Genomic DNA, 14,644 nt, shown 5'->3' on the forward strand with positions numbered 1-14,644 from the left:
ACTAGCTATCAAAAATTTATGGATGGGTGATGATTCATTATTGTTTCATACCATCAACCGCAATAAGGAATCTTTTACGGCTAATGTGAAAGATGCAAATGACCTTGAGCAAATAAAAAGAATGATAGCCAAGGCCGATATTATCATTCATAATTTCCGCCCGGGAGTAATGGAAAAAAACGGGTTGGGGTATGAAGAGGTGAAAAAAATAAATCCTGCTATTATTTATTCTTCTATTTCCGGGTATGGAAAATCTGGCAACTGGAAAAATAAGCCGGGGCAGGATCTGTTACTACAATCTATCGCTGGGTTGGCATTTACAACAGGTAATGCAGGTGAACAGCCTATGCCGTTTGGTATTGCCATTGCAGATATTCTTGCAGGTGCACAATTAACACAAGGTATTTTAGCGGCCGCTGCTTCAAGACAACTGACGGGACAAGGAGCATTAATTGAGATCAGTTTGTTCGAAGCATTACTCGATTTTCAATTTGAATTACTCACAACTTTTTTTGCAAGTAATCAGCAACCGCAACGCGGGAGGATAAATAGCGGGCATACATTACTGAGTGCACCTTACGGAATTTATAAAACTGCTGACAGCTATCTTGCATTGGCAATGATGCCACTTGAGGAATTGGCAGAAGCAATTGATTGTAATGAGTTGAAGAAATTTAATTCAGCACAGGCTTTTGAATTAAGAGATGACATAAAAAAAATAATTGTAAAACACTTACCGACGCAAACATCTGAATACTGGTTATCACATTTGCAAAAGAAAGATCTATGGGCTGCAGAAGTACTGAATTGGGAACAGCTTCGTGAGCATGAAGCCTATAAACAACTGGATATAGAACAAAGCATATTATTAAATGGCGAACAGATCAGAACGACCCGATGCCCAGTGAGGATAAATGGAAACATTTTCACTAATACAAAACCTGCGCCTGCAATAGGTTTTCATACAAATGCGATTGTAAAGGAATTTTTGAACGTCAGTGCTGTCAACGGAAAACATTTTGCAAATACAGATACAGCTACTGACAACAAGCTATTAAAAGATCTATTAATTGTTGACTTCAGCCAGTTTCTTTCAGGCCCATATGCAACGCTGCGTCTTGCTGATTTAGGTGCAGAAGTAATAAAGATAGAAAAGACCGGAACCGGTGACATTTGTCGTAATCTTTATGTGTCAGATGTAAAAATTGAAGAGGAGTCAACTATTTTTCATGCTATTAATCGTAACAAAAAAAGTTATGAGGCAAACCTGAAAGATGAAACTGACCTTCAAAAAATAAAGCAGTTGATCGCAAAAGCTGATGTGGTGGTGCATAATTTCAGACCAGGAGTAATGGAACGCCTGGGGCTCGGTTATGAAGCAGTAAAAAAAATAAAACCAGAAATTATTTATGCGGAAATAAGTGGTTATGGTGCTGAAGGACCATGGAAAGATCTGCCGGGGCAAGATCTGTTATTACAAGCTGTTTCAGGGTTGACATGGTTAAGTAATAATGAAGGAGAAGACCCAACTCCAATGGGTGTGGCAGTTGTTGATATCCTGGCGGGTACGCATTTAGTACAAGGAATACTCGCTGCATTGTATGAAAAAAGAAAATCAAATGAAGGCGCATTAGTGCAGGTAAGTATGCTGGAAAGTATTCTTGATTTTCAGTTTGAAGTGCTTACCTGTTATTATAATGATGGTTACCTGCTTCCTCAACGCAGTGCCATTAACAATGCACATGCTTATGTAGCGGCCCCTTATGGTATTTACAAAACAGAAGATAGTTTTCTCGCTTTGGCAATGACGGATATTGTAAAGCTGGGAGAATTGATCGGTTGTATTGAGTTGGCCAAATTTTTAAACAAGGATGACTGGTTTGATCAACGTGATGAAATAAAAAAACTGATAGCGGGACATTTGCATTCAAACACGAATCAGCACTGGTTAAGCATATTGGAAAAAGAAGGTATATGGTGTGCTCCTGTTTTTAATTATGAAGAATTGATGAAACAGGAACCGTTTCAGCAACTCAATATGGTGATGAAGGTTAAAACCGGTAAAGGATTTATGGTAGAAACTACCCGTTGTCCTATCCAGGTAAATGGCTCGATACTTACATCAGAAACAGGGGCTCCGCTTTTGGGAGAACATAACAGTTTTATTGATAAAAAATTTAATTTACATAAAACTGTTCCTGCCGTCTGATTATGCAACGCATTATTGACACTCACATTCATGTTTGGGATCTCAGCCGGGCGGAATATCCCTGGCTGAAAGACGATACTTCTATTCTGAACAGAACCTATACAATTGATGAAATTGAAGAAGAAAGAAAGCTTGCCGGTGTTACAGATGGAGTAATGGTACAGGCCAGTTGCAATTTGGATGATACAAACCTGATGCTGGAAGTAGCGGAACAAAATGACTGGATACAAGGAGTGGTATGCTGGTTACCGTTGATGGATACAAAAGAAACGGAGAGATTGCTTGAAGAAAAATTTTTAGCACACAAATATTTTAAAGGGGTCCGTCATTTAATTCATGATGAAAAAGATCCAGCGTGGCTATTGCAGGCACCCGTTATTGAAAGTTTGAAATTGCTGGCTAAAAATAATATTCCTTATGATGTAGTAGGTATTTTACCGGCACATATTGAAACTGTTTTGAAAGTAGCAGATAAAGTTCCGGAACTACGAATGATATTCGACCATTTGAATGCGCCACCCATTTCTTCAAAACAAAGATTTGGCAAATGGGGAGAGTTGATCAAAGAGGCAGCGCAGAATAAAAACATATTTGGAAAAATATCAGGATTGGGAACAGCGGATGGAAATTTTGAAGGCAGAACAACAGATGATATAAAGCCGTATGTTGCGTATGCGTTGGAGCATTTTAGTTCAGATCGATGCATATGCGGTGGTGATTGGCCGGTATCTGCTTTGGCAAATACATATTCTCAGACATGGAAGATCACAAGGAGCATTATAGATGAGTTGTTAAATGAGGACGATAGGAAGAAAATCTATTTCAGCAATGCTGATAAGTTTTATAATTTAGGATTGAACCATTGAATGGTTAAGGCATCGGATAACACAATGACCTTATGGTTCCAATAAATCAAAATGTATCAAAACCCGATTTATATTATTGGCGCCGGTGGCATTGTAAATGATGCGCATCTTCCTGCCTATAAAATTGCCGGCTATAACGTGCAGGGGATTTTTGATATTAATGAAGAAAAAGCAAAAAAAACTGCCGCTGCGTTTTCAATACCTAACACATATTCCGGGTTGAAGCAGATGATCGAAGCTGCTCCTGTCAATGCTATTTTTGATGTAGCAGTTCCAGGCTCTCAAACTATTCCAGTCCTGAAACAATTGCCGGATGACTCAGCGGTTTTATTACAAAAGCCAATGGGTGAAAATTATGATGAGGCAAAAGAGATACTCGATATTGTAAGAAGTAAAAAGCTATTGGCGGCAGTGAATTTTCAGCTGCGTTATGCCCCTTACATATTAGCTGCTAAAAAATTTATTAGAGATAAGAGTTTGGGCGAACCAAACGATATTGAAGTAAATGTAAATGTATATACACCCTGGCATATCTGGGATTATCTTGCGTCCTCGTCAAGAGTTGAAATTTTATATCACAGCATTCACTACATAGATTTGATCAGGAGCTTGTTGGGCAATCCAAAATCAGTTTACGCCAAAACAACAAAACATCCCTCAATGAAGGAACTGGCTTCAGTTCGTAGCAATATCATTATGGATTATGGAGAAATGATCGCAGCTAATATTCTTACCAATCATTGTCATAATTACGGAACACCTAAACAACAATCCTATATTAAGTTCGAAGGAAGCAAAGGAGCTATTAAAATAAATTTTGGTGCATTGATAGACTATCCCCGTGGTGCGGCAGATAGTTTTGAATATGTATTGCTTGAAGATGGAAAGGAGCCCGAATGGAAAGAAATGAAAATTGAAGGCAGCTGGTTTCCTCATGCATTCATTGGAAGCATGGAGCAGTTACTGATGGCTAAAGAAAAATTAATCGATCAACCGGATAATAGCGTTGAAGATTGCATTCATACCATGGCTTGTGTGGAAGCAGCCTATAAAAGTAGTGAGCAAGGTGGTGTAGTTCCTGTTATTTAAAAAATTAAAATGAAAAAAGCATTAATCATATTTTCATTCTTTTTATCTCAAACAGTATCAGCACAACTTATTGCTTTTCCCGGAGCCGAAGGTTTTGGCAAATTTGCAACTGGTGGTCGCGGTGGGAAAGTAGTTTCAGTAACTAATTTACAAGATAAGGGAGAAGGGAGTTTTCGTTGGACATTGGAGCAATATCCCGGTGAGCCTCTTACAGTAATTTTTAAAGTGAGTGGCATTATCGAACTCGAATCGAATATTGTGATTAAGCGTTCTAATCTCACTATTGCCGGGCAAACAGCTCCTGGTGATGGTATCTGTTTGAAAAATTATTCTTTCATTGTTAATGGCGCATCTGCAAAAGGAAATCATGGCAATATCATTATCCGGTTCATACGCTCAAGACCCGGTGGTACAGATAAAAAAGGATTATATGGTTTTGATATGGAGAATTGTCACGACGTAATTATTGATCATTGTAGTTTCAGTTGGGCCAATGAAGAATGTGCAGCGATGTATGATACAAAAAATGTATCGGTACAATGGTGCATTGTAAGTGAAGGATTGTATGATGCTGGTCATATGAAGGGCAAGCGTTCTTATGGAGGTGTGTGGGGCGGACAATATGCAAGCTATCATCATAATTTAATTGCACACTTGAATACAAGAGCTGTTCGTTTCAATGGAGCAAGAGCACATGATACTATTGCATTGGTTGATTACAGGAATAATGTTGTTTATAATTGGGGCAATACAAATGCCTGCTATGGCGGCGAAGTAAATATTGCCGGTGGTGTATCACAAGTAAACATTGTAAACAATTACTATAAACCCGGCCCTGCAGCACCGGCTGAGTTAAAATTTATTCATGCTTCTTATCAAAAGGAAAATTCAAAAGGAACAGGCGAATGGTTTGTTGATGGTAATATCATGGAAGGAGATAACTCGCTTACCAAAAAGAATAATCGTGGAATTGATTTAGCTGAAGCAAACTATCCAAAGAACGCAATTGCAGAAAAGGCATTTCCTGTGGCAGCTGCGTTACCAGAACAATCAGCAAAAGAAGCATATGAAAAGGTATTAAAATATGCAGGTGCTTATTTACCCAAACGTGATGCAGTAGATGAACGAGTGATACAGGAAACAAAAAATGGAACGGCTACAGGCAAAGGGGTATTCGGTAAACCAGGAATTATTGACTTGCCGTTTGTAGTGGGCGGCTGGGCTGAATACAAATCTGCTATAGCTCCGACTGATACTGATAGTGATGGCATGCCGGATGAGTGGGAAAAAAAGAATGGATTAAATGTAAACGACGCAAACGACAGAAATAAGTTTGATAAGAAGGGTTATACTATGCTAGAGAATTATTTAAATGAACTGGCTACTGTGAAATAGAAATGAAAAGATATTTCATCATATTGTTTGTCCTGTTTCAGCAATCATTATTTGCCCAGGTTCAAATTCAAAATAATTATAAAACTAACCGTACAAATTTTGCTGTTCAAAGATTACAGGCTGTAATCAATCAGATTAAATTAAATAATACAAAGTATTCAATCCGTATTGATACAGCAACAAATGGAAAAAAGGAAAGTTTTTCATTATCGGGCGACAAAAACAAAATTAAAATTACCGGAAACGATGAGTCCGGAATTTTATATGGATGTCTTGCACTGATGGACAGGATTAAAGCAACTAAATCACTTCCCCAGAGGTTAAATCTTACGGATGTACCCGAAATGGTTTTGCGTGGTCAGTGCATCGGTTTGCAAAAATCAACCTACCTGCCCGGAAGAAATGTATATGAATACCCCTACACTCCAGAAACCTTTCCGTGGTTTTATGATAAGAAATTATGGTTACAGGTTTTGGATTCTATGCTGGAGAACAGGATGAACTCTTTGTATCTCTGGAATGGACATCCTTTTGCGTCATTGGTAAAACTGAAAGACTATCCTTACGCAGTAGAAGTGGATGATGCTACTTTCAAAAAAAATGAAGAAATCTACCGTTTCATTACCAGCGAAGCAGATAAACGTGGTATCTGGGTAATACAGATGTTTTATAATATCATCGTATCAAAACCATTTGCTGAGCATCATAAAATAAAAACACAAGAAAGGGAACGGCCAATTATTCCGGTAATTGCTGACTATACTAGAAAGTCTATTGCTGCTTTTGTGGAAAAGTATCCAAATGTGGGCCTGATGGTTTGTTTGGGCGAAGCAATGGAAGGAGTAGGCAATGACGATATTGAATGGTTCGCAAAAACTATTATACCCGGAGTACAGGATGGATTGAAAGCATTGGGTAAAACGGAAGAACCGCCAATTGTTTTAAGAGCACATGATACCGATGCGCCTGCAGTAATGAAAGCTGCATTGCCATTGTATAAAAATTTATATACAGAAGCAAAATTTAATGGCGAGGCATTAACCTACGCAAGACCAAGAGGTAGTTGGGCACAGCTGCATCAGACATTGAGTAAACTGGGAAGTGTGCAAATAGAAAATGTTCATATACTTGCCAACCTTGAACCATTCCGTTATGGTTCGCCTGATTTTATTCAGCAATCTGTAATCGGTATGCACGAAGTAATGGGAGGAAATGGCTTGCATTTATATCCGCAGGCTTCATATTGGGATTGGCCATACAGCGCAGATAGTATTAAAGGAGGTAAGCGTTTATTGCAAATTGAAAGAGATTGGATATGGTATAAAGCATGGGCTCGTTATGCATGGAAAGCTAAACGTAACCGGGAAGATGAAATAAATTACTGGAGTAAATTGTTGGCGGATAAATTTGGTTGCAACATAACTGATGGCAAAAACATTTTAACAGCTTATGAAGAAAGCGGAGAGATAGCTCCTAAATTATTACGTCGCTTTGGTATTACAGATGGTAATCGTCAAACATTGACATTAGGAATGTTGATGACACAGCTTATTAATCCTTATCGTTATGGCCTTTTTACTTTGTTGTATGATAGTGAAGCCCCTGAAGGAGAGATGCTGATCGATTATGCAGATAAAGAATGGAAAGGACAGAAACATATTGGTGAAACACCAGCCCAGATTATAAAAGAAATAAAGGAACATGCTGACAAAGCAGTTGCTGCGATTGAAGCAATTAAGGGTGGTATTATAAAAGACTACGATGAATTTGAAAGGATAAGAAGGGACATAGATTGTTACTGGGCACTCGCATATCATTTTGCAGAAAAGACTGAAGCAGTATTGCAAGTGTTGAAATACAAATACTCTGGTAATATAGCTGACCTTGAAAAGGCAGTACCAATTTTACAAAAAAGCATGAACAGTTATAAAGCCCTGGTAAATCTTACTAAAGGAACATATCTCTATGCCAACAGTATGCAGACACAGCAGCGCAAAATACCAATGCGGGGTGTTGATGGAACTTATAAGCACTGGAAGGAAATGCTGCCAGTATTTGAAGCCGAGTTGAATACTTTCAAACATAAAATTGATTCTTTAAAAAATAATAGTTCAACTGCTTCATCGCAAAGAGCAGCTTTTAAAAGAGCGGAAATGAGTTTGTTGAGCGAGAAGAATAATTGGTACACGATTGACTCACTATCCGAACCGTTTGAAGATAGAGGTCAGCACATAATATCCTACGCAACAGAATTAAAAGAACTACTGGGTCTACAGTTAAGCTATTTACAACAAGTAAAAAACGGAACTGAAATAAACTTTTCTTGTAACAAACCGGTGAAACTTTTAATCGGGTATTTCAAAACACAAAGGGGAGCTTTTATAACAGATACTATTTTCCTAAAGGAACCTGAACTGGAAACAAATGCCAGCGCTGATGATTATGGACAAGCAGAAATAAAGATCAGTAATGCTATTGCAATAGATGGAATGCCACCTGTTAATATTCATACATATAGTTTTAAAGCAGGTACTCACCAATTAAAATTGGGCAAGGGTGTTTGCCTGGTATTGGGCTTTGTAGATGGAGATCAAACAATACCTGTGTATGATGCGATGCTGATGAGTGATGCGAAAAATAAAAACATAGATTGGTTATTTGAATAATAAGCAATGCTAAATAAAATAAAATATTCTTTAGTCATCATACTTCAACTGAATTTGATCTCAGTTGCTGCCCAGGATTTAAAACTCTGGTACAAACAGCCTGCGATAAAATGGACTGAAGCATTACCTATTGGCAATGGAAGAATCGGGGCAATGATATTCGGAGGAATAGAACAGGATCGAATTCAATTCAACGAGGAAACATTGTGGACTGGCGAACCACGCAGCTATAGTCGCCCCGGCGCTTATAAATATTTGGATACTATACGCCAACTCTTATTTGCAGGAAAACAAAAGGAAGCAGAAGCTCTCGCCGAAAAGGAATTCATGGGATTAAAAAGTAATGAAGACAAGAAAGCAGGATGGGTAAAAAAGGTTTTGCAGCATAAAGAGGAAGCAAATGAAAATTTTGACGATAATAAATGGAAAGCAATGACCGTTCCATCCTATGATGGATGGGAGGTTGTAGGCTTTGAAGGATTAGACGGTGCCGTATGGTTGCGTACAAGTTTTGATTTACCTGCATCATGGGTTGGAAAAGATATTATACTTGATTTGAACCGTCTCAGTAATTATGATCTTACCTATGTGAATGGAAAACTGATCGGCTCACAGGAAAATAATGAACCAAGAAAGTATACGATCCCAAAAGATGTTTTGCACGTTGGCAAGAATAGCATTGCAATTCAAATATTAAATTATGCTGATAAAGGTGGCATACAAGGTTATAAGGATACAACAAAACATATAGGCGTCTATCCGGTGAATGATGAATCAACAAAGATCACATTGAACGGTCAATGGAAATATTTTATACAGGATGATGAACCGCCGGCGATCGGTGCTTACCAGGCAGCTTACCAGCCCTTCGGCGATTTGTTTTTGAACTTTAAGAATGCTGTTCATTCAACAAATTACCGGCGGGAACTAGATTTGGAGAATGCGATTGCAACAACAAGCTATTCGGCAAATGGAATAAATTTTAAAAGAGAATATTTTGTCAGCAATCCAAGCCAGGCATTAGTAGTAAATCTATCTGCATCACAAAGGGAAAGTATCAGTTTTGAAGTTTCATTAAGCAGCCCTCATAAAAATTTTATTGTAAAGGATGTTGATGTAAACACAATTACATTAGCTGTGCAGGTAAGAAACGGAGCTTTGAAAGGTGCTGCTTACCTGAGGATAAAAATTAACGGAGGCACACTAATTACTGCAGATAATAAATTCTCAATAGCCAATGCTACTGATGTTACACTTTACTTAACGGCGGCTACCAATTATAAAAATTATAAAGATATTACCGGGAACCCGGCGTTATTATGTGTGAATGCTTTAAAAGCGATGGCGGGAAAAACGTACGAACAAATAAGATCAGCTCATATAAAAGAGTATCAAAAATATTTCAACACATTCTCTTTGAAATTTGATAAATCAGCAAATGAAAATTTGCCAACAGATACAAGATTAGAAAAATTCGCGACAAGTAATGACCCGTCATTTGTAGCTCTCTATTTGCAGTACGGAAGATATTTATTGATCTCATCATCACGACCCGGTACAAGACCAGCTAATCTGCAGGGTATTTGGAATGATCTGCTTACTCCGCCATGGGGAAGCAAATACACTACCAACATCAATGCAGAAATGAATTACTGGCCCGCTGAGTTGCTCAATCTTTCTCCAATGCATGAGCCGTTATTCAAAATGATTGAGGAGTTGTCTCAAACGGGAAAGCAAACAGCAAAAGATCATTACAATGCACCGGGTTGGGTACTGCATCATAATACAGATCTATGGAGAGCCACAGCCCCCATCAATGCAGCCAATCATGGAATATGGGTGACAGGCGGCGCATGGTTATCTCAACACCTATGGGAGCATTATTTGTTTACACAGGATAAAAAATTTTTAAAAGACCGGGCATACCCGATCATGAAGCAAGCTGCTTTATTTTTTAATAGCTATTTAATTAAAGATCCAGTAACAGGGTATTTGATTAGCACACCATCCAACTCACCCGAGCAAGGTGGATTAGTGGCAGGGCCAACGATGGATCACCAGATCATACGAGCATTATTTAATAATGTGATAGAAGCAGGTACATTATTAAAAACAGATTTTGCCTTGCGTCAAACATTACAGGAAAAAATAAATGGTATTGCTCCAAATAAGATCGGTAAGTATAAACAGTTGCAGGAATGGATGCAGGATGTTGATGACACAACCAACAAACATCGCCATATCTCACATTTATGGGGTATGTATCCAGGTAATGAAATTAACTGGGAAACAAATCCTGCATTAATGAATGCTGCAAGACAATCGTTGTTGTATCGTGGCGATGCAGCTACTGGCTGGAGCCTCGGATGGAAAATAAATTGCTGGGCACGGTTCAAAGATGGTGAACATACTTATCGCATGATACAAATGCTGATGAGTCCTGTAAAAGGCGGAGCAGGCAGTTATCCGAATTTATTTGATGCGCATCCGCCATTCCAGATCGATGGCAATTTTGGTGGCGCTGCCGGAATTGGCGAAATGATCGTTCAGAGTCATACAAAATACATAGATATTCTACCTGCATTGCCGTTGGCTTTAGCCAACGGACAAATAAAGGGCATTTGTGCAAGAGGTGGTTTTGTGCTGGATATAAAATGGAGTGATGGAAAATTGCAGCAGTTGATTGTAAATTCAAAAGCAGGTCAGCCATTAACGTTGCGTTATAATGATAAAGTAGTGAAGATGGCAACAGGAAAAAATACCATTTATAAATTTGATGCGTCGCTTAATAAATTATAAGAAAAATTTGGTAGCCTGCTTTTGTACTACTATTGGGCATTCGTTGCGTCGCACTCTTGTACTTTTTATTAACTATTCAGCTATTATTTCACGCAAAGACGCTAAGGATACGGAAAGACGCAAAGAAAATTTGCATTATCGCTTTGCGCCTTATGATTTAAAATCTTTGCGCCTTTGCGTGAAGCCTTTAATTTTTCTTTGCGCCTTTGTGTCTTTGTGGTTGAATTCAAAATCTCAACGACAGGATATTTCCCTCAACAATGATTGGCTAACATCATTACAAGGATCCAGCACATGGAAACAAGTAAACATTCCTCACAATTGGGATGATTATTATGGTTACAGAAGATTAGTACATGGTAATCTTCACGGAGATGCAGTTTATAAAAAAACATTCAACATTAAACAAAGCAAAACAGGCAAACGTTTTTTTTTATTTTTTGAAGGTGTTGGAAGCTATGCCACAGTCACTTTAAATGGAAAAGCTGTTGGTTCTCATGCTGGCGGACGAACGACTTTTACGCTGGATGTTACTGATGCAATCAAAACCGACGGAACAAAAAATGAACTGGTTGTAAAAGCTTCACACCCTGCCAATATAAAAAACCTGCCATGGGTTTGTGGTGGCTGTAGTGATGAAAGAGGCTTTTCCGAAGGTTCACAACCACTCGGAATTTTTCGCCCTGTGCATTTGATCATTACAAATGACGTGAGAATAGAACCATTTGGTATACATGCCTGGGCAGATATAAATGGAGTAGATGGATGGACTAATCCGAAAAATGGTATGGTAAAATTGTTTGTAAAGACCAGTTTGAAAAACTATTCGTCAAAAAACAGGGTGATGAAAATTTCTCATCTTTTAGTAGATGCAATAGGTAATTCGGTTACAGAATTCTTTAGTAATGGTAATGTTGCAGCAAATGATACGGCTACTCTAGCTGCCAATCTCCGCATTACTTTATATCCCTATATAAAATTATGGTCAACCGAAGATCCATACCTGTATAAAATAATTTCGACTGTAACTGAAAATAATATTGTAATTGATAAAACGGAAACTTCATTTGGTTTCCGGGTCATCAATTGGAAAACTCCAACCAATCAATTCTTTTTAAATGATAAACCAGTTTTTATTAATGGTATTGCAGAGTATGAACATTTACTCGGGCAAAGTCATGCTTTCAGCAATGAACAAATTGTTGCAAGAATGAAATGGATACAGGCAGCAGGCTTCAATGCATTTCGTGATGGTCATCAACCGCATAATTTATTGTATGGAAAACTCTGTAATGAAAAAGGTATTCTCTGGTGGACACAATTATCTGCTCATGTTTGGTATGATACTCCTGAGTTTAAAAATAATTTCAAACAACTAATAAAAGAATGGGTGATCGAAAGACGTAATGATCCATCGGTTGTTTTATGGGGATTGCAAAATGAAAGTAAACTACCGGAAGATTTTGCAAGAGAGTGTACAGAATTGATTCGTTCACTGGATCCAACTGCATCATCACAAAGGTTAGTCACTACCTGTAATGGTGGAAGCGGTACTGATTGGGATGTACCACAAAACTGGACAGGGACTTATGGCGGCGATCCGAATACTTATGCAAGCGATTTAAAAAAACAAATATTGGTTGGTGAGTATGGTGCATGGCGTACACTTGATTTACATACTGAAGGAGGTTTTGTGCAAAACGGGTCACTAAGTGAAGACAGAATGACGCAATTGATGGAACAGAAAATAAAATTGGCAGAATCCGTAAAAGATAGTGTCGCCGGACATTTCTTCTGGCTACTTACATCACATGATAATCCTGGGAGAGTGCAAGGTGGTGAAGGATTGAGAGAACTAGATAGGATAGGCCCTGTAAATTATAAAGGATTACTTACTCCATGGGAAGAACCCACAGATGCATTTTATATGTATCGCAGCAACTATGCATCAAAGGAAAAAGAACCTATGGTGTATATCGTTTCTCATACATGGCCCAGTCGTTGGGTAAGGGACGGAGCAAAAGATAGTATTTATGTTTACTCAAATTGTGATGAAGTGGAATTGTTCAATGATATCGATTCTATCTCTTTTGGAAAGCGAAAACGAAATGGTATCGGTACTCACTTTATGTGGAACTGGCAGGAAATAGAATACAATATTCTTTATGCTGTTGGTTATGTAAATGGAAAAGCAGTCGCAAAAGACACAATTGTATTAAATAATTTACCACAATCACCCAATTTTCAAAAATTGTATGCAGGTGCAAAACCCATTACGAAGCCACAAACTGGGTACAATTATATCTATCGTATTAACTGCGGAGGCCCGGAGTATAAAGATGAAAGCGGAAATACATGGATAGCGGATAAAGGGTTTTCAAGATCGTGGACAAATGATTTTCCCGGTATGCCTGAAAACTTTGCCAGTCAACGTAGAACTTTTTCGCCAATCAAAGGCACAAAGGATTGGAAACTGTTCCAAACATTTCGTTATGGAAAAGATAAATTACAATATGAATTTCAGCTACCCGATGGTGAGTACTTAGTTGAACTTTATTTTATCGAACCATGGCTGGGAGGAGCAAATGCTAAAGCAATGCGATTGTTTGATATTGCAATTAATGGCAAAATAATTCTAAATGACCTTGATATCTGGAGTGAGACAGGAACGAATACAGCTTTAAAGAAAATTGTGAAAGTGAAGATATCTGGTGGCAAAATGATCATTTCATTTCCTGAAACTAAAGTAGGACAAGCCATTATTTCGGCAATTGCAGTTGCTTCTTTAAATAAAAAAATAATACCCGTAAAACCGTTATCCCTGGTGGAAAATTTATCAGGACGTGATTGTACGCTACAAAGCTGGCTGGACATTGGGCAAAAGCAATTCAAGGATGTTAATTTTCAGTTTAATAGTTTGCCTTCTAATTTATATGGAACTGATTGGATACAATTTAGTAAAAGTCGTACCGCAGGAGATATTTCTTTTAGCATAACTAATGATGCTGATGTATTTGTCTGCTCAAGAATTGATGCAGTTTTTCCTGGGTGGTTGAAAGAATGGGAGAATACCGGCAATGTTGTTATAACTGATGAATATGGGGGACGATATTACAAGGTATATCGTAAGCGATTTATAAAAGGTAATAGGATTTCTTTGAAGGTCGATAATAATTTGCTGATTATGATATCGCCAGCTACCAATATGCAACCTGCATACGATCTCAAACCTGTTACTCAATACAAAACAAATGTGGTAAATCTGAATGATGCTGTTGTGAAGGATTCCGTGAATGGCAGATATTGTGTAGTTATCAAAAACAATAAACAGGCTGTTATTGAGTACCCGGTGCAAACAGGTGTAGCGGATATTTATTCAATCACGATGAAATACTTTTATGCAACAAACAAACTAGTAAAAGGAAAACTGCAATTAATTGGAGCAGGAAACTCCATGATGCTCGAGGAGCAGGTTCAATTTACATTTACAAACCCCGGCAAGTGGAACCAATTTACCATCAACACTGGTAATATGATCAATGCCGGCAACTATATAGTGCGGTTGATAATTGAGAGTGCAGAAGGTTTAGCCATTTCAGGAATTGATATACAATAAAACG

At 38.1% G+C, this 14,644-nt stretch carries 6 protein-coding genes and 1 pseudogene; all 7 read left to right on the forward strand.

Translation table 11 applies throughout. The features are described 5' to 3' along the window. Nucleotides 1–988: 988 nt before the first annotated feature. The 7 genes and pseudogenes from E6H07_09075 (at nucleotide 989) to E6H07_09105 (ending at nucleotide 14,640) form a co-directional block, all read left to right on the forward strand. On the forward strand, nucleotides 989–2,209 hold the full coding sequence (locus E6H07_09075) for a CoA transferase (GenBank protein ID TMI66511.1): 1,221 nt from the start codon (nucleotides 989–991) through the stop codon (nucleotides 2,207–2,209). 2 nt (nucleotides 2,210–2,211) lie between these two features. Then, nucleotides 2,212–3,075: an amidohydrolase gene (locus E6H07_09080; protein ID TMI66038.1), complete on the forward strand. Its 864-nt coding sequence runs from the start codon at nucleotides 2,212–2,214 to the stop codon at nucleotides 3,073–3,075. Nucleotides 3,076–3,126: 51 nt separating this feature from the next. Next, nucleotides 3,127–4,164, forward strand: coding sequence for a Gfo/Idh/MocA family oxidoreductase (locus E6H07_09085; protein TMI66039.1), 1,038 nt, complete (start codon nucleotides 3,127–3,129; stop codon nucleotides 4,162–4,164). Between the two features lie 9 nt (nucleotides 4,165–4,173). Continuing rightward, complete coding sequence (locus E6H07_09090; protein TMI66040.1) at nucleotides 4,174–5,559, forward strand: pectate lyase; 1,386 nt, start codon at nucleotides 4,174–4,176, stop codon at nucleotides 5,557–5,559. A gap of 161 nt (nucleotides 5,560–5,720) precedes the next feature. Further along, a pseudogene (locus tag E6H07_09095) lies at nucleotides 5,721–8,225 on the forward strand (hypothetical protein). Nucleotides 8,226–8,231: 6 nt separating this feature from the next. Next, complete coding sequence (locus E6H07_09100; protein TMI66041.1) at nucleotides 8,232–11,024, forward strand: glycoside hydrolase family 95 protein; 2,793 nt, start codon at nucleotides 8,232–8,234, stop codon at nucleotides 11,022–11,024. After that, entirely contained in the window at nucleotides 11,002–14,640 is a 3,639-nt protein-coding gene (locus E6H07_09105) for a DUF4982 domain-containing protein (protein TMI66042.1), read from the forward strand. The genes E6H07_09100 and E6H07_09105 overlap by 23 nt, the downstream gene beginning before the upstream one ends. Nucleotides 14,641–14,644: the final 4 nt, after the last annotated feature.

This window comes from Bacteroidota bacterium, from assembly GCA_005882315.1.
Taxonomy (GTDB): domain Bacteria; phylum Bacteroidota; class Bacteroidia; order Chitinophagales; family Chitinophagaceae; genus VBAR01.

What these genes read in the sequence shown, in the direction of transcription:
- E6H07_09080 (TMI66038.1), top strand. Translation starts at nt 2,212, where the DNA reads ATGCAACGCATTATTGACACTCACATTCATGTTTGGGATCTCAGCCGG.
- E6H07_09090 (TMI66040.1), top strand. Translation starts at nt 4,174, where the DNA reads ATGAAAAAAGCATTAATCATATTTTCATTCTTTTTATCTCAAACAGTA.
- E6H07_09085 (TMI66039.1), top strand. Translation starts at nt 3,127, where the DNA reads ATGTATCAAAACCCGATTTATATTATTGGCGCCGGTGGCATTGTAAAT.
- E6H07_09105 (TMI66042.1), top strand. Translation starts at nt 11,002, where the DNA reads ATGCGTCGCTTAATAAATTATAAGAAAAATTTGGTAGCCTGCTTTTGT.
- E6H07_09100 (TMI66041.1), top strand. Translation starts at nt 8,232, where the DNA reads ATGCTAAATAAAATAAAATATTCTTTAGTCATCATACTTCAACTGAAT.